Below are 17,223 nucleotides of genomic sequence, written 5' to 3'. Positions count from 1 at the left end.
GCCGGATGCTTAGCTGTTGCGGTTGCCCATGAAGCGCAGCAGGAACAGGAACAGGTTGATGAAGTCGAGGTACAGGGTCAGCGCGCCCATGATCGCCTTGCGACCGGCCACCGCCGCCTCGTCGGCTTCGTAGTACATCTCCTTGATCTTCTGCGTATCCCAGGCGGTCAGGCCGGCGAAGACCAGGACGCCGATGGCGGAGATCGCGAAATCAAGCGCCGTCGACTGCAGGAACAGGTTGACGAGCGAGGCGATGATCAGGCCGAACAGGCCCATGACCATGAACGAGCCCATGGCGGACAGATCCCGCTTCGTCGTGTAGCCGTAGAGCGACAGGGCGCCGAAGGCTGCGGCCGAAACGAAGAAGGTCTGCGCAATGCTGGCGCCCGTGTAGATCAGGAAGATCGACGACAGCGACAGGCCCATCAGGCCGGCATAGATCCAGAACGTCGTCTGTGCCGCCGCAACGCTCATGGTATGGATCCTGAAGCTCAGGAAGAACACCAGCGCCAACGGTGCGAGGATCACGACCCAACGGAGCGGGCTGACATAGATCGCCTGGCCGAAAGCGGTCAGCTGACCGCCGGAGAAGGCGGCCTGGGAGGCGAAGAACGCGACCACGCCGGTGATTGCAAGACCGAGCGCCATCAGGTTGTAGACCTTCAGCATATAGGCGCGGAGGCCCTCGTCGACGACGGCGCCGGCCTGCGTGCCGGTATTCGTCACTCGCGTCTGGTAGTTGCGGAAATCTGACATTTTTTCCTCTCGAAAGCCCCGTTGGTTGTTACGGTGTCGGGTGTCGCATCCGGTCCTGTTGCGGACAAGGGCGATGTTTCGGCCGATCGTGGCTCTTAAGCCGGTGTCGCGCCGAACACCCAGGCGCCGCTGCGGGGCCCCAGCATGCCTGCCTTCAATATGATCACTAAGCTGCTGTTGTACAAGTACCAATACCGGGCGCGCGATCAGTTTCGCGCGAGCGGCGCAACGGCGATCCGGCATCTTTCCTTCGCTCAAAGCTCCCGCAGGACGGTCGCCGCCTTCTGGCCGAGGACGCGCCAGGTGCCGGCCAGGCCGATGCCGACCGTCATCGCCAGGGCGATCAGCACCGTCATGAGCGCGACGTCGGGCAGGAAGCTCGAGGGCAGCGTCATGATGCGGCTGACGACGAACCAGGCGGCGACGCCGCCGGAGAAGAGCGCGAAGATCGCCGTCGCCAGGCCGAGCATGATGTATTCGTAGCTGAAGGCGCGAATCAGCGTCGTGCGCGTGGCGCCGAGCGTCTTCAGCACCACGGCGTCATGGGTTCGTGCCCTGTTGCCGGCCGCCAGCGCGCCGGCGAGGACCAGCACCGATGCGACCAGCGCCACGGCGGCGGCGGCGCGCACGGCGGTCGCCAACTGGCCCATCAGTTCGTTGACGATGTCGAGCGCGTCCTTCACCCGCACGCTGGTGATGGTCGGATAGGCATTGGTGACGGCGCGCAGGGTCGCCGCCTCCTGCCCGGCCGTGGCGTCGGGATCGATCATGGTGGCGAGCCAGGCATGCGGCGCGCCGGCGAAGGTATTGGGCGAGAAGACCATGACGAAATTGATCGACAGCGATTCCCACTCGACGTTGCGGAAATTGGCGATGCGGGCGGTCAGGTTGCGGCCGAGCACGTTGACGGTGACGGTGTCGCCAAGCTTCAGCCCGAGTTCGCCGGCCTCCTCGGCCGAAAAGGAGACGAGTGGCTCGCCGGAATAATCGGCCGGCCACCATTGGCCTTCGGAGAGCGTCGAGTTTTCCGGCAGGTTCTTCGCATAGGTGATGCCGCGGTCGCCCTGCAACACCCAGCGTCCCGACGGTGGGACGTCGCGGCGCGCGACATCCTCGCCGTTGAAGGCGGTGATCCGGCCGCGCAGCATCGGCACCTCGATGATCTTGCCGTCCGGCATGGTGTCGGTCAGGACCTTGCGGAAGCCTTCGAGGTCGTTGCCCTGGATGTCGATGAAGAAGAAGTTTGGCGCGCGTTCCGGCAGGCTGCTCGTCAGTTCGCGACGCAGGTTGCCGTCGATCAGGGTGAGGGTGACGAGCAGGGCAAGGCCGAGCCCGAGCGACAGCACGACGGAGGGCGTCAGCGCGCCCGGGCGGTGGATGTTGCCGATCGCAAGCCGCAGCGCGGGCGAATTGACCCTCGGCGCGCGGCGGGCGAGCGCGGTGACGAGCGAGGCGACGAGCCTCAGGACGACGAAGGCAAAGGCGATCGAGCCGAGGAAGACGACGGCGATGTAGCGGTCGTAGGCCGTCCAGACGGCAAGCCCGCCGAGGGTTGCCAGGAACAGTCCGGCCCCTGCGATATAGGGCCAGGCGGGTAGGCGGCTGCGCTCGAAGCCCTGCTCGCGGAAGAGCGCCGTCGCCGGCACCTCCCGGGCGTGGCCCAGCGGCATGATGGCGAAGGCGAGCGCGGTGATGACGCCGAAAGCGGCGGCCAGCGCCAGCGCGCCGGGATAGATCGCAATCCCGGCGGGGACCGGCAGGACGCCTTCCAGGAAGCGCACGGCGACGATCGGGATCAGCATGCCGAGGACCAGCCCGATCAGGATGCCGATGGCGGCGATCAGGACGATCTGGATCAGGTAGATCGCCGAGATCAGCCGGGCCGGCGCGCCGAGGCACTTGAAGGTGGCGATCACGCCGCGCTTGGTGTCGAGATAGGCGCGCACGGCATTGGCGACGCCGACGCCGCCGACGATCAGGGCGGTCAGGCCGACGAGCGTCAGGAACTGCGAGAAGCGGGTGATGTTGTTGGTCAGCGAGGGGGTGGCGTTGTTGCTGGTGCGGATCGACCAGCCGGCGGAGGGAAACTGCCGCTCCGCCTGCCGGCGGACCTCGGCGATGGCACGGGAGGTCGGTTCTTCGAGGCGGACCTTGTACTGGTGCTCCACCAGGCTGCCGGTCTGCACGAGGCCCGTGGCCGCGAGCGCGTCGTTGGATATCAGCAGGCGCGGCGCCAGCCCGAAGCCGTCGGAAAGCGCATCGGGTTCCCGGTCGATCGTCGCGGTGATGCGGACCTTCGCAGTGCCGAGCAGCAGTTCGTCGCCGACGCGCACGCCGAGCCTGTCGAGCAGGAGCGGTGCCGCGAGCGCGCCGAAGGTGCCGCCGTCGTTCGCCGTCAGCCGGTCCAGGGGGCCGGCCGGCGTGGTCTCGACCGTGCCGTAGAGCGGATAGGCGCCGTCGACGGCCTTCAGTTCCACCAGTGCCTGGTCGGAGCCGTCCGGTAGCCGCGCCATGGAGCGCAGGCCGGCGGAGACGGAGACGTCGCCGAGTGTGTCGAAATAGGCGCGTTCGGCCTCGGTCGCGACGCGGTTGCGCAACTGAAAGCGGACGTCGCCGGCCAGCAGCGTCTGCCCCTGCGCCTCGATGGACTGGCTGATGGCGCCGGAGACCGAATTGACGCCGGCGATCGCGGCCGTGCCGAGCGCGATGCAGGCGAGGAAGATGTAGAAACCGCGCAGGCCGCCGCGCATCTCGCGCAGCGCGAGGCGGAAGGCGAGCGACAGCCAGCCGGCAGAGCGCGCCGGCGCGGTCATGCCGAAACCTTCTGGCCGGTCGCCACCGGGGTGGCCTCGGCGCTGACGACCTCGCCGGAGCGCATGCGCACCTGGTGCTGGCAGCGGGCGGCGAGGGCCGGATCGTGGGTGACGAGCACGAGCGTCATGCCGCGCCGCGCCTGCTCGGCAAAGAGCAGGTCGGAGATCTGCCGGCCGGTGTCGCCGTCAAGATTGCCAGTCGGCTCGTCGGCGATCAGGAGGCGCGGCTGCGGGGCGAGCGCACGGGCAATGGCGACGCGCTGCTGCTCGCCGCCCGAAAGCTGCCCGGGGTAGTGGGACAGGCGTTCGCCGAGCCCCACGGCCTCCAGCTCGCGCCGGGCGATGGCAAAGGCGTCCCGGACGTTGGCGAGCTCCAGCGGAACGGCGACGTTTTCGAGGGCGGTCATGTTGGGGATGAGGTGGAAGGACTGGAAGACGATACCGATGTTGCGGCCCCGGAAGTCGGCCACCTGGTCCTCGCTCATCGTGTGCAGGGCCGCACCGCCGATATGGATCTCGCCGCGGTCGAGCCGTTCGAGGCCGGCGAGGACCATGAGAAGGGTGGACTTGCCGGACCCGGAAGGGCCGACGATGCCGACCGACTGGCCGGCGGCGATCTGCAGGTCGATCCCCTTCAGCACATGGACCGATGCCGCTTCATGGCCGAGCGTAAGGTCCGCCTTTTTGAGATCGATGATGGTTTCGCCCACGAAAATCTGTCCTATATCTTGGTGCAATGCGGGATCGGCAGGGGCAGGCCCCGCAGAAGTCAGACCGCAGCCCGCGCGTTTCCGCTAATGTTGAGGAGCTGCGGCAGCAACTTAGGATCAGCGAAATGCCGTTTAAAGCCGCTCACGGAATTTTCATCGCCATGGCCCTCATGGTGTTCCAGGTCGCCCGGCCGGCCGCGGCCGAGCCCGTGGCTCTCGTCGGCTTCGGCGACAGCCTGATGGCAGGATACCAGCTTCCGGCCGAAGATGCCTTCCCGGTGCAGCTGGAAAAGGCGCTGCGGGAAAAGGGCGTGGAGGTGGCGATCGCCAATGCGGGCGTCTCCGGCGACACGACCTCGGGGGGGCTCGCGCGTCTCGACTGGTCGGTGCCCGACGGCACGAAGGGCGTGATCCTCGAACTCGGCGCCAACGATGCGCTGCGCGGCATCCCCCCGGAGCAGACGGAGCAAAACCTCGACAGGATGGTTTCCGGCCTGAAGGAGCGCGGGATCGCTATCCTGCTCGTCGGCATGCTCGCACCGCCTAACATGGGCAGCGAGTACGGCGAGCGCTTCAACGCCATGTACGAAAGGCTCGCCGAGAAGCACCAGGTGCCGCTCTACCCGTTCTTCCTGGACGGTGTGGTGACACATGCCGACCTGCAGCTCGAAGACGGGATGCATCCCAACAGCAAGGGCGTGGCCGTCATGGTCGAGCGAATGCTGCCGACAGTTGAGCGGTTCCTAAAAAGCCTGGGGGAAAGCGGCTGAGGGATTTCGCGGGTGCGAAATTGGGGTTGCGCATGCGGGTAATGCGTGATTCCCTGAGCAAACGATCACAGATTCGGGGAGCTCGCCATGCCGAGACTTTTTGTTGCCCTCGAAGTGCCGCGTAATGCCGCCATGAGCCTGTCTTTGCTCCGCGGCGGTCTGCCCGGAGCACGCTGGATCGACGTCGAAAACTTCCACATCACGTTGCGCTTCATCGGCGACATCGATGGCCGCACCGCCGATGAGGTCGTCGACCGGCTCGATCGCATCGAGAGGCCCGAGTTCCAGCTGTCGTTGTCGGGCGTGGGCTCCTTCGGGTCCAAGAAGCCGCATTCCATCTTCGCAAGCGTCTCGCAAGCACCTGAAATGTATGCGCTCCAGGCGGAGATCGAGCGCATCTGCCAGCGGCTCGGCCTTCCGGCCGATCCGCGCAAGTTCACTCCGCATGTGACGCTGGCGCGGCTCAGGAACGCCCGGCTGGACGACGTGGTGTCCTATCTCTCCGGGCGCGGGAACTTCTATTCCTCCCCGTTCATGGTCAACCGCTTCGTGCTGATGTCGTCCAAGGAATCGGTCGGCGGCGGGCCCTACGTGACGGAAGAGGTCTTCCCGCTATACGAGGGCGGCTCCTCCTTCGGGCTTTCGGCGATGGAAGCGCATCCCCGGTAGAGCATGCGATAGACGGCATCGAATTCGTCCCGTCCGCCGAAATAGGGGTCGGGCACGTCTTCCGCGGTTGCGAAGGCGTGCTCGGAGAAGAGCGCGATCCTGGCCGTGGCGCCGGCGGGCGCCCGTTCCCGAAGGCTTTGCAGGTTGTTGCGGTCCAGCGCCAGGATCAGATCGAAGCGATCGAAGTCCGCCGGCGTGACCTTGCGCGCCCTCAATCCCGAAATGTCGATATCGTGATCGGCAGCAACGGCGATGGCGCGGCTGTCCGGCGGATCGCCGATATGCCAGGCGCCGGTTCCCGCCGAATCGATCAGGAACGCGTCGGCACGACCCGCCTTTGCGGCGAGATGGCGGAGGATTCCCTCGGCCAGCGGCGAGCGGCAGATGTTGCCGAGGCAGACGAACAGGATCGAGATCTGGGACAAGAAGGGCTCCGCAAAGGTGATGGCCCGCAAATTATCTGCTAAGAGGTGGGCCTGCAACGGAGGACACTGGCGATGAAGCAGGACAAGCTCAGCACCGAGGCGATCACCTCCAGTCTCGCGATGCTCGAGGGCTGGAAGCTCGCGGATGACGGGGCGGCGATTGCGAAATCGTTCAGGTTCAAGACGTTTGCTTCGGCGTTCGCGTTCATGACGGAGGCTGCGCAGGCGGCGGAGCGACTGAACCATCACCCGGAATGGTTCAACGTCTACGACAAGGTCGATGTCCGCCTCACCACCCATTCGGCCGGCGGCGTCACCGCGCTCGACTTCCGGCTGGCGGAGGCGATGGAGAAGGCGGCGCGGACGCGCTGAGCGCTTGCCGCCGGGGCCGGGACTTCCCATATCAGGGACCGCGCCGATTGGATTGTCGGGCTGCGCAAGGAGTATCGGAATGGACGATGTGAAGATCGGAGAGATTCTGCTGCCGGGTGACGAAGAGGAGCAGGAGAGCCAGCGCGAGCGGGTTCGCAAGCGCTTCTGGCCCGTGCTCAGGCGCGCTTTCCGGCAGGTCCCGTTCAGCCGCGATCTCGTCGCCGCCTACTACTGCGCGCTCGACCGGCGCACCCCGACGCGCGTGCGCGGCATCCTGCTTGCGGCGCTTGCCTATTTCGTCCTGCCGATCGACGGCATCCCGGATTTCCTGGCCGTGGTCGGCTTTTCCGACGACATTGCCGTGCTGACGGCGGCCTTCGCGGCCATCCGCGGCCATATCCGCGAGGATCACTACGTCCAGGCGGATCGCGCCCTGATGGACGGGCTCGAGGAAGCCGGCTGAAGCCTGGCCCGGCGCGCGTTCCTGCGCGGCAGCCTCCCGGGGCGGGAGGCTCGTGCCAGGATGGTGCATTGTCAAACTCTTGCCTGAATCTTTGCCGACATCATCACCCTGATGGGATGGGCTTCTTCATCGGCACCTCGGCGATCCGGCCTCGAAGTCCGGCGGCAATTTGCATTGCCGCCCGTTTCATAGTAACCGCCGCATCGACGGGATGAGGGTTTGTTGACGATTTGGTAACCAGAATTAAGTCAAATTAAATCAAATCGTGATCATTCGAGCCGTTACGTCCGCGCTCGGGCGACGACAGCAAGACAACCGGCAGGGAATCATGTTTGTAAGAAAATTCGTAACCGCACTTACCCTCGTTGTGGCAACGGCCGGCGTTGCAATGGCGCAGTCTCCGACGCGCATTCAGCAGTTCAACGCGTGGGGCGCCTACTCCTACCAGGCCAACAACGGCAAGGTCTGCTACGTTCTCTCCGTGCCGAAGGAAAAGGCGCCGGCGGGCGTCGACCATGGCGACATCTTCTTCCTCGTCTCCCAGCGCCCCGGCCAGAACATTTCCTACGAGCCGCAGGCGATGATGGGCTATCCGCTGCAGGAGAACTCCAAGGTCAACGTCACGATCGACGGTCGCACCTTCGTCATGTTCACCAAGGGCAATTCGGCATGGGTGGAAAACGCCGCCGAGGAACCGGCCCTGGTCGCGGCGATGAAGTCAGGCAGGGACATGTCGGTCAAGGCGACCTCGCGTCGCGGCACGGGGACGACCTATTCCTATTCGCTTTCGGGCATTTCGGCAGCGCTGAAGCAGATCGAGACCTGCAAGTAGGCAACCCGTCGTTTCCTTTGCGAGAGGCCGGTCCCCGTGACCGGCCTTTTCGCTTTTCGGGCCGGGCGTGACTTCCGCGCCGAAGGATGCTAAAGGCGCGGGCAACGACTGGAGACGCGCGCAGGACGATGCGCCGGGCGCTCCTTGAATTTCATGATCGAGACGCGGCAGATCTATCGGGCGGGCAGCCCGGCAGCATGAACGCGCAACGGGATTGCACGAATGGCGAGCTTGGATTTTCTCAACGGCACGGAGCCTGCAACCGCCCGGCCGACACGCACGGCGCCGATGGCCGAAAAGCCGTCGCTGATCGGCCTGTCACGCGAAGACATGGGCAAGGCGCTGGTCGACAAGGGCGTCTCCGAGCGGCAGGTGAAGATGCGCGTCAGCCAGCTCTGGCACTGGCTCTACGTGCGCGGCGTCTCCGACTTCGACCACATGCTCAATGTCTCCAAGGACATGCGGGAGATGCTGAAGACGCATTTCACCATCGCCCGCCCGGAGATCGTCGAGGAGCAGGTCTCCAACGATGGCACCCGCAAGTGGCTGCTGCGTTTTCCCGCCCGCGGTGCCGGCCGGCCCGTCGAGGTGGAGACGGTCTATATCCCCGAAGAAGGGCGCGGCACGCTCTGCATCTCCAGCCAAGTCGGCTGCACGCTCACCTGTTCCTTCTGTCACACCGGCACGCAGAAGCTGGTGCGCAACCTGACGGCCGAGGAGATCCTGGCGCAGCTGCTGCTCGCCCGCGACCGGCTGGGCGACTTCCCGGACCGCGAGACACCGGCGGGCGCGATCGTGCCGAGCGACGGGCGCAAGGTCTCCAACATCGTCATGATGGGCATGGGCGAGCCGCTCTACAATTTCGAGAACGTCAAGCAGGCGCTTCTCATTGCCACCGACGGCGACGGGCTGTCGCTGTCCAAACGCCGCGTGACGCTGTCGACGTCGGGCATCGTGCCGGAGATCTACCGGACCGGCGAGGAGATCGGCGTGATGCTGGCGATCTCGCTGCATGCGGTGCGCGACGAGTTGCGCGACATGCTGGTGCCGATCAACAAGAAGTATCCGCTCAAGGACCTGCTGGAGGCCTGCCGCGCCTATCCGAGCCTGTCGAACGCCCGCCGCATCACGTTCGAATACGTGATGCTGAAGGACGTCAACGACAGCCTCGAGGATGCCAAGCTGCTGGTGCAGCTCTTGAAGGGCATTCCGGCCAAGATCAACCTGATCCCCTTCAACCCCTGGCCGGGCACGAACTACCAGTGTTCGGACTGGGAGCAGATCGAGAAATTCGCCGATTTCATCAACCAGGCCGGCTATGCCTCGCCGATCCGTACCCCGCGCGGCCGCGACATCCTCGCCGCCTGCGGCCAGCTGAAGTCGGAATCGGAGCGCATGCGCAAGGTCGACCGCATGGCCTACGAGGCGATGATGATCGCCGGCCACGGCGAGGACGACTGAGCGGCTTGGCCTGAGGCTCGTCTCTCGACTTGACCGCAGGGGCAGCCTGAACCAGGTTGTCCGGGCGCTCTCATCAGAAAGTGTGATTGAACAAGTGCAATCCAAGAATTGATTTGACCGGCCGTTTTGCCTAGAAGCTGGCCGCAATTCATTCTGGGAGGTTCATTCATGCGCTCACTCTTGCTCGCCCTTGCCGCCACTGTCGCGATTTCGCTGCCCGCCAGGGCGGAAGACGTCACCGTTGCCGTGACCGCCATCGTCGAACATCCCGCACTCGACGCCGCCCGCGACGGCGTCAAGGAGGCGCTGGAGGCGGCCGGCTACAAGGAAGGCGAGAACCTGAAGTTCCTCTACGAGTCGGCCCAGGGCAACCCCGCGACGGCCGCGCAGATCGCCCGCCAGTTCGCCGGCGAAGGCCCTGATGTCATCGTGCCGATCTCGACGCCGTCGGCGCAGGCCGTCGTTTCCGCGACGAAGGATATTCCGGTCGTCTTCACCGCCGTTTCCGACCCGCTCGGCGCACAGCTCGTCAAGGACATGGACAAGCCCGGCGGCAATGTCACCGGCCTTTCCGACATGTCGCCGGTCGCCGAGCACCTGGCGCTGATCAAGGAAATCCTCCCCGAGGCCAAGACCATCGGCTATCTCTACAATTCCGGCGAGGCAAACTCCGTCTCGCTGCTCGCCGTCCTGAAGGCCGAGGCCGAAAAGGCCGGCCTGACCGTCGTCGAATCCGCCGCCACGAAGTCGGCTGAAGTGCAGGGTGCCGCCCGCGCGCTCGTTGGCCGCGCCGATGCGATCTACATTCCGACCGACAACACGATCATCTCCGCGCTGGAAGGCGCCGTCGCCGTTGCCGAGGAAGCCAAGCTCCCGCTGTTCACCGCCGACACGGACTCCGTCTCGCGCGGCGCCGTTGCGGCACTCGGCTTCAACTACAAGGACGTCGGCCGGCAGACGGGCGAAGTCGTCGTGCGCATCCTCAAGGGCGAAAACCCGGGCGACATCGCGGTGAAGGTTGCCGCAGGCACCGATCTCGTCGTCAACAAGGCGGCCGCGGCGAAAATGGGCGTGACCCTGCCGGAAGCCGTCGTCGGCCGCGCGACGCGCGTGATCGAATAATCCCGGTTCGCCGGAAAATCGAAACCGGAATCAACCGCTGCCGGATCGCCCGGCAGCGGTTGATCTGTTAGAAAGGCCCTTCCCGCGAAGACCGCGGAACGGGTGAGAAAAGAAAGCCAAGAGCCGTGAGCCTGATTGCCTTCTGGGGTGCCGTCGAACTGGGGCTGGTCTATGCCTTCGTCGCGATCGGCGTTTACCTTGCCTTCCGCGTGCTGGACTTTCCGGACCTGACCGTGGACGGGTCCTTTCCGCTCGGCGCCGCCGTCACGGCCGTGCTGATCATCGCCGGCGTCAATCCCTGGCTTGCGGCTGCCGTCGCCATGGTGGCCGGCGCCGGCGCCGGCCTCGTCACGGCGATGCTGAACGTCCGCTTCCGCATCCTCAACCTGCTGGCCTCGATCCTGACGATGATCGCGCTGTTCTCGGTCAACCTCAGGGTCATGGGCAAGCCGAATGTCGCGCTGATCAATGCCGACACCATGCTGAGCCCGTTCTTCGGGCTGGGCTTGCGCGACTTCTATGTTCGCCCGCTGTTCATCGGCGTGCTGGTGGTCGCTGCGCTGTTTCTGGTGTGGCGCTTCCTCGAAAGTGACGCGGGGCTGTCGATGCGTGCAACGGGCGCCAACCCGCGCATGGCGCGGGCGCAGGGCGTGAACACCGACAGGCAGATCTATCTCGGCATCGCTCTCTCCAACGCGCTGGTCGCCCTCGGCGGCGCCCTGTTCGCGCAGACCAACGGTTTTGCGGACGTGACCTCCGGCGTCGGCACCATCGTCGTCGGCCTGGCCGCCGTGATCATCGGCGAGACGCTGTTCGGCACGCGCGGCATCCTGATCGCGCTGATCGGCTGCGTGATCGGCTCGATCCTCTACCGCATCGCCATCCAGCTTGCGCTGTCGTCCGACGTGCTCGGCCTGCAGGCGTCCGACCTCAACCTGGTGACGGCCGTGCTCGTGACGGTGGCGCTCGTGCTGCCGCGCCTGCGCCGGGGAGGAGCCACGTCATGATCGCGCTGTCCGACATCAAGGTCGTTTTCGGCCGCGGTACGCCCTTGGAAAAACAGGCGCTGAACGGCGTCAGCCTGACGATCGAGGAAGGCTCCTTCGTCACCGTCATCGGCTCGAACGGCGCCGGCAAGTCGACGCTTCTCGGGGTCCTGGCCGGGGACGTGATTGCGACATCAGGCCAGGTGCGGATCGGCACCACCGATGTGACCCGCCAGGGGACGGCGGCGCGTGCCGGCCGGGTGGCGCGGGTGTTCCAGGATCCGCTCGCCGGCAGTTGCGGCGCGCTGTCGATCGAGGAGAACCTGGCACTGGCCGCCCGCCGCGGCGAACGGCGCGGCCTTTCCGCCGCGCTCGGCGCCCGCAGGCGCGACCTGTTCCGCGCGCGCATCGCCGAACTGAACCTCGGGCTCGAGAACCGCATGGGCGACCGCATGGATCTTCTGTCCGGCGGCCAGCGCCAGGCGGTGTCGCTGGTGATGGCAACGCTCGCGGGTTCCGACGTGCTTTTGCTCGACGAGCACACGGCGGCGCTCGATCCGGGCATGGCGGAATTCATCATGACCCTGACGCAGAAGATCGTTTCGGAGCGCAAGCTGACCACGCTGATGGTCACCCATTCCATGCGCCAGGCGCTGGACTACGGCCATCGCACGATCATGCTGCATGGCGGTGAGATCGTGCTCGACGTCACCGGCGACAGCCGCAAGACGCTGCAGGTCGAGGACCTGATCGCCATGTTCCGCAAGATGCGCGGCCAGACGCTGGACGACGACGCGCTGCTGATCGGCTGACGCGGGCTCGCCCGCGGGCTTGTCGGCTCTGCGAGCGTTCAGCGCGTCTGCGTCATGAAGATCTTCACGGCGAAGACCGAGAAGACGCCGGCGAAGGTGTAGTCGAGGCCGCGCAGGAAGCGCCTGTTGTCCTTCAGCCAGGCCGACAGCCGGTCTGCGGCCAGCACCACGAGCGTGTTCACCGGCATGCCGATCATGATGAACAGCATGCCGAGCACGATGAGCTTGCCCGTGACATCGGGATCGCCGGCAGAGACGAACTGCGGCAGGAAGGTCATGAAGAAGATGATGACCTTCGGGTTCAGGAGGTTGACCCAGAAGCCGGTGGAGATGTTGGCGAGCGCGGAGACCTTCGGCATGGCCGGGGCCTCGCCGGTCCTGTCGGAGAAACTGGAGCCGACCCGGATCGCCTGGATCGCCAGCCACAGAAGATAGCCTGCGCCACCGGTCTTGAGGATCATGAAGGCGGTCGGCGAGGCGGTGATCAGGGCCGAGATGCCGAAGGCGACGAGCAGCGTGTGGACCACGATGCCCATCGAGGTGCCGAGCACGACGAACAGCGCCGGGCCGCGGCCCTGCGACAGGGCGCGGCTGATCGACAGCGTCATGTCCGGGCCGGGGGTGGCGGCGAGCAGGAGGCTCGCGGCAGTGAAGGCGACAAGGGTCGCAAGCGAGGGCAGGTAGTCCATCGAAGCCGATCCGCATTTTACCGGGTGTCTGCGTTCGATACTCCGCCGCGTCCCTCTTGAAAAGGCAAATCGACACGCCGCGATGCGGGGGCGCTTGTATCCGCGCGCGTTCTGACTAAAAGATGCCGGCCGGCATCCTGTGCGGCCCGGCCGCTTTTCCTGACACAGACGGACAGAAACCATGGCATCTCCCAAGCAAGTCAAGAAGGTCGTTCTCGCCTATTCCGGCGGCCTGGACACCTCGATCATCCTGAAGTGGCTCCAGACCGAACTCGGCGCCGAAGTCGTCACTTTCACCGCCGACCTCGGCCAGGGCGAGGAGCTCGAGCCGGCGCGCAAAAAGGCGGAGATGCTCGGCATCAAGGAGATCTTCATCGAGGACGTGCGCGAGGAGTTCGTCCGCGATTTCGTCTTCCCGATGTTCCGCGCCAATGCCGTCTACGAGGGCGTCTACCTGCTCGGCACCTCGATCGCCCGGCCGCTGATCTCCAAGCACCTGATCGAGATCGCCAGGAAGACCGGCGCGGACGCGATCGCCCACGGCGCCACCGGCAAGGGCAACGACCAGGTCCGCTTCGAGCTGTCGGCCTATGCGCTGAACCCCGACATCAAGATCATCGCACCCTGGCGCGACTGGTCGTTCAAGAGCCGCACGCAGCTTCTGGAGTTCGCCGAGCAGCACCAGATCCCGGTCGCCAAGGACAAGAAGGGCGAGGCGCCGTTCTCGGTCGACGCCAACCTCCTGCACTCCTCCTCGGAAGGCAAGGTGCTGGAAGACCCGGCCGTCGAGGCGCCGGAATACGTGCACATGCGCACCATTTCACCGGAAAGTGCACCCGACAAGCCGACCGTTATCACCGTCGGCTTCGAGCGCGGCGACGCCGTCTCGATCAACGGCGTGCGCATGTCGCCCGCCACGCTGCTGTCGGCGCTCAACACCTATGGCCGCGACAACGGCATCGGCCGCCTCGACCTCGTCGAGAACCGCTTCGTCGGCATGAAGAGCCGCGGCGTCTACGAGACCCCCGGCGGCACGATCCTGCTGGCCGCGCACCGCGCGATCGAGAGCATCACGCTCGACAGGGGTGCCGCGCACCTCAAGGACGAACTGATGCCGCGCTATGCCGAGCTGATCTACTACGGCTTCTGGTTCTCGCCGGAACGCGAGATGCTGCAGGCGGCGATCGACCTCAGCCAGAAGCACGTCGAGGGCGAGGTGACGCTGAAGCTCTACAAGGGCAACGTCATGGTTACCGGCCGCCAGAGCGACAAGTCGCTCTATTCCGACAAGCTCGTCACCTTCGAGGACGACCAGGGCGCCTACGACCAGAAGGACGCCGCCGGCTTCATCAAGCTCAACGCGCTGCGCCTGCGCACGCTCGCCGCACGCGACCGCAAGGGCTGAGCGCAGCCGGCCACGGTGCCACTCTGAAAAGCCCGCCGGACTTGGTTCGGCGGGCTTTTCTCTGGCTTGCGCAAGAAGCCGTCCGTGCGAAGGTGGACGATGCTTCGACCACGCTTGACGACGCCCGGGAGACAGGCTCAGATGGGCTCTTTCCCGCGGAGATTCCCATGACCGGTTCGATGCTGTTCGGCGCCTTTCTCGCCGCGCTGTTCTATGTCCTCATTCCCGGCCCGGCCTTTCTGGCGCTGCTCGGCATCGGCGCCGGCCAGGGTCGGAAGGCGGGCGCGATGTTCATGGGCGGTCATCTGGCCGGCGATATCGTCTGGTCGACGCTCGCCCTTGTGGCAATCGTCGGGGCAAGGGCGATCGGCACGCTGGTGTTCGACGTGCTCGGCCTCCTCTGCGGGATCTACCTCGCCTGGATCGGCTGGACGGCGCTCAGGGCGAAGCCGCGCGGGGCGGACAGGCCGCTCGTGACGGTGGAGCGGCCGTTGCGGCGCGGGCTGATCTTCGGGCTGACCAATCCCAAGGGCTATCCGGTGGCGCTCGCGACCTTCACGGCGCTGCTCGCCGGCTCTTCCAGCGCGCTGGACTTCTCGTCCCTGCCCATGCTGCTTGCCGTTTCTCTGCTGGGGTTTCTGGTGGCCGATATCGTCCTGATCATGATCATCGGGGCTTCGTTCGTGCGCAGGTTCTATCGCCGCCACGAGCTGGCGATCGTGCGGATGTCGGGCGTGCTGTTCATGGGTTTCGCCGTGCAGGCCGTCTGGCATGCGGCGCCGGGGCTTGCAGGCTGGCGCAGGGCATAGCGGACCTTTCGGTCTACCCAGGCATCAATCGGCAGGGAAGGTGATGGTGGCGCACAGGCCCCGTCCGCCCGGATTGTCCTCCAGTGACAGCGTCGCGCCGAAAAGGGCGGCGATGTCCTGGACGATCGGCAGGCCGAGCCCCATGCCGGGGGCATCTCCGTTCCCGCCGCGGGCGAAGCGCTGCAGCACCTCGGCGCGACGGTCGGCGGGAATCCCGGGGCCGTTGTCGACCACCTGCAGGCTGGTCCCGCCCGCCTTCGCCCGGACCGAGACGGTCACCTCGGCACCCGCTCCCGCATAGGCGATCGCATTCTCGATCAGGTTTCGCAGCATCTCGCCGAACAACAGAGGTTCGGCGCGCACGGGCGCCGGCAGTTCGCCCTCGAAGCCGAGGTCGATGCCGGCCTGGGCGGCGAGCGGCACGTAGTCGGCGGTCGTCGCCTGGGCGAGTGCGGTGATGTCGGTCACCGCCAGCGGGCGCGGCTCTGCCGATCCTGCCGCGTCGATCTTCGCCATCAGCAGGAGCTGGGCGAGGATGCGCTCGGCATGCGCCACCACCGCATCACCCTTGCGCGCCGCATCCTGTGCCTCGCGAAGCGTGCCGGCCCGGGTGGCGAGCGCGAGCTGGGTGCGGATGATGGCCAGCGGCGTGCGGAGCTGGTGGCTGGCATTGCCGGAGAAGTGCCGCAGCGAATTCAGCGCCGATTGCAGGCGGACCATGAAGGAATTGACGGTCTCGACAAGGCCCTCGACCTCCTGCGGCACCTGTTGCTCGATCGGGTGCAGGTCGTCGGGGCTGCGTTCGGCGATCGCATCGCTGAGACGATAGAGCGGACGCAGGGCGAGCGTGACGGCGATCCAGACGATGGCCGCGGCCCCCGTGATCATGAGGGAGAGGCGGAGCGCGGAGCGGAAGAGAATGGCCTGGGCGAGCTGGCGCCTCGCGATCGTGGTCTCGGCGACCGTGACGACGAAGGGAACCGAATTGACGCCGGTGGAGGCGGAGCGGTGCAGCACCGCCACCCGGATCGCCTCGCCGCGGAAGCTCGCATCCGCATAGGCCGTCGGCCGGTTGCCCGCCCCCGTGATCGTCGGAAGCGCCTGGTAGCCGGTGATGAAATGGCCGGGAGGGCCTTCGACGCGATAGAAGACACGGTCCTGGGCGGCCGAGGTCAGCATCTCCAGCGCCACATAGGGAATGTCCACCTCCAGGGCGCCGTTCTCGTTGACCACGACCCGCTCGGCGATCGCGAGCGCGGAGCCGGCGAGCACGCGGTCGGAGACTGTGTTCGCCGTCTTGACCGCCTCGCGATAGGTGTCGATCAGAGCCAGAATGCCGAAGACGGCGGTGGCGACGAGGAGCCAGACGAGAAGCTGGCGGCGCAGCGATGGAGCCGGATTGCGGGTCAAGCCGGGGCCGCCTTGTCCAGATAGTAGCCGATGCCGCGGGCGGTGCGCACCGTGAGTTCGTGCGGGGCAAGGCGCTTGCGCAGGCGGCTGACATATTGCTCGATGGCGTTGGCGCTGAGATCGTCGTCGAAGGCGGCGAGCGACTGCATGATCGCCTCCTTGGACACCACCTTGCCGGCGCGCAGGAACAGGATCTCCAGAAGGCCGAGCTCCCTTGCCGGGATGTCGAGCGGCACGCCGCCGGCGGAGAAGGTTCGCGAGTTGAGGTCGAATTCCACCCTGCCGAAACTGAGCGCGGAGGTGCGCAAGCCGGCCTGCCGGCGGAGCAGCATCCGCACGCGCGCCTCGAATTCGGAGATGTCGAAGGGTTTGCTCATGTAGTCGTCGGCGCCGAGATCGAGGCCCTTCACCTTGTCCTCCGCTGCACCGCGCGCGGTCAGGATCAGCACCGCCGCCCGGTTCTGGCGGGCGCGCATGGCGCGCAGCACCTCCAGCCCGTCCATCTCCGGCAGGGTCAGGTCGAGGATCACCAGATCGAAGGTTTCCGCCGAGATCGCGGCATCGGCGGAGGCACCGTCGCTGACGACGTCCACGGCGTGTCCCGTGCCGCGCAGGATGGCGGAGAGGCCATCGGCCAGGGTCCGGTTGTCTTCGACGAGCAGTATGCGCACCTGGTTCCTTCCTCCCGGTTCACCCTTCCATGCCGACGGTGGCGGTGC

18 protein-coding genes are annotated in these 17,223 nt (G+C 66.2%); 11 read left to right on the top strand and 7 right to left on the bottom strand.

The annotated features are described in order from the left end of the window. Positions 1-9: 9 nt before the first annotated feature. The 3 genes from LQK81_RS10445 to LQK81_RS10435 form a co-directional block, all read right to left on the bottom strand. A complete protein-coding gene (locus LQK81_RS10445; protein WP_230806063.1) occupies positions 10-756 on the bottom strand; it encodes a Bax inhibitor-1/YccA family protein in 747 nt (248 codons plus the stop codon). Positions 757-1,010: 254 nt separating this feature from the next. Then, the gene (locus tag LQK81_RS10440) at positions 1,011-3,569 is read right to left on the bottom strand and encodes an ABC transporter permease (RefSeq protein ID WP_230806061.1); all 2,559 of its coding nucleotides are present in this window, start codon (positions 3,567-3,569) and stop codon (positions 1,011-1,013) included. After that, positions 3,566-4,279 carry an ABC transporter ATP-binding protein gene (locus LQK81_RS10435; RefSeq protein WP_230806060.1) on the bottom strand — a complete coding sequence of 238 codons (714 nt, stop codon included), beginning with the start codon at positions 4,277-4,279 and terminating at the stop codon, positions 3,566-3,568. Before LQK81_RS10435 ends, LQK81_RS10440 begins: the two co-directional genes overlap by 4 nt. 161 nt (positions 4,280-4,440) lie before the next feature. On the opposite strand from LQK81_RS10435, the gene LQK81_RS10430 reads away from it, so the two are divergent. Both LQK81_RS10430 and thpR read left to right on the top strand, forming a co-directional pair. Continuing rightward, complete coding sequence (locus LQK81_RS10430) at positions 4,441-5,049, top strand: arylesterase (RefSeq protein ID WP_230806530.1); 609 nt, start codon at positions 4,441-4,443, stop codon at positions 5,047-5,049. Between the two features lie 87 nt (positions 5,050-5,136). Further along, complete coding sequence (gene thpR, locus LQK81_RS10425; RefSeq protein ID WP_230806058.1) at positions 5,137-5,718, top strand: RNA 2',3'-cyclic phosphodiesterase; 582 nt, start codon at positions 5,137-5,139, stop codon at positions 5,716-5,718. Here the strand turns inward: thpR and LQK81_RS10420 are convergent. Next, complete coding sequence (locus LQK81_RS10420) at positions 5,637-6,143, bottom strand: low molecular weight protein-tyrosine-phosphatase (protein ID WP_230806056.1); 507 nt, start codon at positions 6,141-6,143, stop codon at positions 5,637-5,639. The two genes, thpR and LQK81_RS10420, sit on opposite strands and share 82 nt — an antisense overlap. Before the next feature lie 72 nt (positions 6,144-6,215). Between LQK81_RS10420 and LQK81_RS10415 the strand changes: the two genes are divergently transcribed. From LQK81_RS10415 to LQK81_RS10385, 7 genes are all read left to right on the top strand, one after another. Next, a complete protein-coding gene (locus tag LQK81_RS10415; protein ID WP_230806053.1) occupies positions 6,216-6,515 on the top strand; it encodes a 4a-hydroxytetrahydrobiopterin dehydratase in 300 nt (99 codons plus the stop codon). A 79-nt stretch (positions 6,516-6,594) separates the two neighbouring features. Beyond that, positions 6,595-6,978 (top strand): YkvA family protein, encoded by a 384-nt coding sequence (locus LQK81_RS10410; RefSeq protein WP_230806051.1) that lies wholly within the window; start codon positions 6,595-6,597, stop codon positions 6,976-6,978. A gap of 328 nt (positions 6,979-7,306) precedes the next feature. Then, positions 7,307-7,810, top strand: a complete 504-nt coding sequence (locus tag LQK81_RS10405) for an invasion associated locus B family protein (protein WP_230806050.1) — start codon at positions 7,307-7,309, stop codon at positions 7,808-7,810. Between the two features lie 288 nt (positions 7,811-8,098). After that, positions 8,099-9,271, top strand: coding sequence for a 23S rRNA (adenine(2503)-C(2))-methyltransferase RlmN (rlmN, locus tag LQK81_RS10400; RefSeq protein WP_442967116.1), 1,173 nt, complete (start codon positions 8,099-8,101; stop codon positions 9,269-9,271). A 168-nt stretch (positions 9,272-9,439) separates the two neighbouring features. Continuing rightward, positions 9,440-10,393, top strand: a complete 954-nt coding sequence (locus tag LQK81_RS10395; RefSeq protein ID WP_230806046.1) for an ABC transporter substrate-binding protein — start codon at positions 9,440-9,442, stop codon at positions 10,391-10,393. A 125-nt stretch (positions 10,394-10,518) separates the two neighbouring features. After that, positions 10,519-11,400, top strand: a complete 882-nt coding sequence (locus LQK81_RS10390; RefSeq protein WP_230806044.1) for an ABC transporter permease — start codon at positions 10,519-10,521, stop codon at positions 11,398-11,400. After that, entirely contained in the window at positions 11,397-12,191 is a 795-nt protein-coding gene (locus LQK81_RS10385) for an ABC transporter ATP-binding protein (RefSeq protein ID WP_230806042.1), read from the top strand. Before LQK81_RS10390 ends, LQK81_RS10385 begins: the two co-directional genes overlap by 4 nt. Before the next feature lie 38 nt (positions 12,192-12,229). Here LQK81_RS10385 and LQK81_RS10380 read toward each other — a convergent pair whose 3' ends face one another. Continuing rightward, entirely contained in the window at positions 12,230-12,880 is a 651-nt protein-coding gene (locus tag LQK81_RS10380; protein WP_230806040.1) for a LysE family translocator, read from the bottom strand. A 181-nt stretch (positions 12,881-13,061) separates the two neighbouring features. Between LQK81_RS10380 and LQK81_RS10375 the strand changes: the two genes are divergently transcribed. Together LQK81_RS10375 and LQK81_RS10370 are read left to right on the top strand one after the other, a co-directional pair. Continuing rightward, positions 13,062-14,285 carry an argininosuccinate synthase gene (locus LQK81_RS10375; RefSeq protein WP_230806038.1) on the top strand — a complete coding sequence of 408 codons (1,224 nt, stop codon included), beginning with the start codon at positions 13,062-13,064 and terminating at the stop codon, positions 14,283-14,285. 167 nt (positions 14,286-14,452) lie between these two features. After that, a complete protein-coding gene (locus tag LQK81_RS10370) occupies positions 14,453-15,094 on the top strand; it encodes a LysE family translocator (RefSeq protein WP_230806036.1) in 642 nt (213 codons plus the stop codon). 24 nt (positions 15,095-15,118) lie between these two features. Here LQK81_RS10370 and LQK81_RS10365 read toward each other — a convergent pair whose 3' ends face one another. Together LQK81_RS10365 and LQK81_RS10360 are read right to left on the bottom strand one after the other, a co-directional pair. Next, positions 15,119-16,504 carry a sensor histidine kinase gene (locus LQK81_RS10365; protein ID WP_230806033.1) on the bottom strand — a complete coding sequence of 462 codons (1,386 nt, stop codon included), beginning with the start codon at positions 16,502-16,504 and terminating at the stop codon, positions 15,119-15,121. Further along, positions 16,501-17,175: a response regulator transcription factor gene (locus LQK81_RS10360; protein ID WP_230806031.1), complete on the bottom strand. Its 675-nt coding sequence runs from the start codon at positions 17,173-17,175 to the stop codon at positions 16,501-16,503. Before LQK81_RS10360 ends, LQK81_RS10365 begins: the two co-directional genes overlap by 4 nt. Positions 17,176-17,223: the final 48 nt, after the last annotated feature.

The organism is Rhizobium sp. GN54, from assembly GCF_021026345.1.
Taxonomy (GTDB): Bacteria; Pseudomonadota; Alphaproteobacteria; order Rhizobiales; family Rhizobiaceae; genus Mycoplana.
Note: the sequence above shows the minus strand (reverse complement) of the source record. Positions and strands in the feature narration are given on the sequence as shown.

What these genes read in the sequence shown, in the direction of transcription:
- LQK81_RS10445 (WP_230806063.1), bottom strand. Translation starts at nt 756, where the DNA reads ATGTCAGATTTCCGCAACTACCAGACGCGAGTGACGAATACCGGCACG.
- LQK81_RS10440 (WP_230806061.1), bottom strand. Translation starts at nt 3,569, where the DNA reads ATGACCGCGCCGGCGCGCTCTGCCGGCTGGCTGTCGCTCGCCTTCCGC.
- LQK81_RS10430 (WP_230806530.1), top strand. Translation starts at nt 4,441, where the DNA reads ATGGCCCTCATGGTGTTCCAGGTCGCCCGGCCGGCCGCGGCCGAGCCC.
- thpR (WP_230806058.1), top strand. Translation starts at nt 5,137, where the DNA reads ATGCCGAGACTTTTTGTTGCCCTCGAAGTGCCGCGTAATGCCGCCATG.
- LQK81_RS10415 (WP_230806053.1), top strand. Translation starts at nt 6,216, where the DNA reads ATGAAGCAGGACAAGCTCAGCACCGAGGCGATCACCTCCAGTCTCGCG.
- LQK81_RS10410 (WP_230806051.1), top strand. Translation starts at nt 6,595, where the DNA reads ATGGACGATGTGAAGATCGGAGAGATTCTGCTGCCGGGTGACGAAGAG.
- LQK81_RS10405 (WP_230806050.1), top strand. Translation starts at nt 7,307, where the DNA reads ATGTTTGTAAGAAAATTCGTAACCGCACTTACCCTCGTTGTGGCAACG.
- rlmN (WP_442967116.1), top strand. Translation starts at nt 8,099, where the DNA reads ATGGCCGAAAAGCCGTCGCTGATCGGCCTGTCACGCGAAGACATGGGC.
- LQK81_RS10395 (WP_230806046.1), top strand. Translation starts at nt 9,440, where the DNA reads ATGCGCTCACTCTTGCTCGCCCTTGCCGCCACTGTCGCGATTTCGCTG.
- LQK81_RS10385 (WP_230806042.1), top strand. Translation starts at nt 11,397, where the DNA reads ATGATCGCGCTGTCCGACATCAAGGTCGTTTTCGGCCGCGGTACGCCC.
- LQK81_RS10380 (WP_230806040.1), bottom strand. Translation starts at nt 12,880, where the DNA reads ATGGACTACCTGCCCTCGCTTGCGACCCTTGTCGCCTTCACTGCCGCG.
- LQK81_RS10375 (WP_230806038.1), top strand. Translation starts at nt 13,062, where the DNA reads ATGGCATCTCCCAAGCAAGTCAAGAAGGTCGTTCTCGCCTATTCCGGC.
- LQK81_RS10370 (WP_230806036.1), top strand. Translation starts at nt 14,453, where the DNA reads ATGACCGGTTCGATGCTGTTCGGCGCCTTTCTCGCCGCGCTGTTCTAT.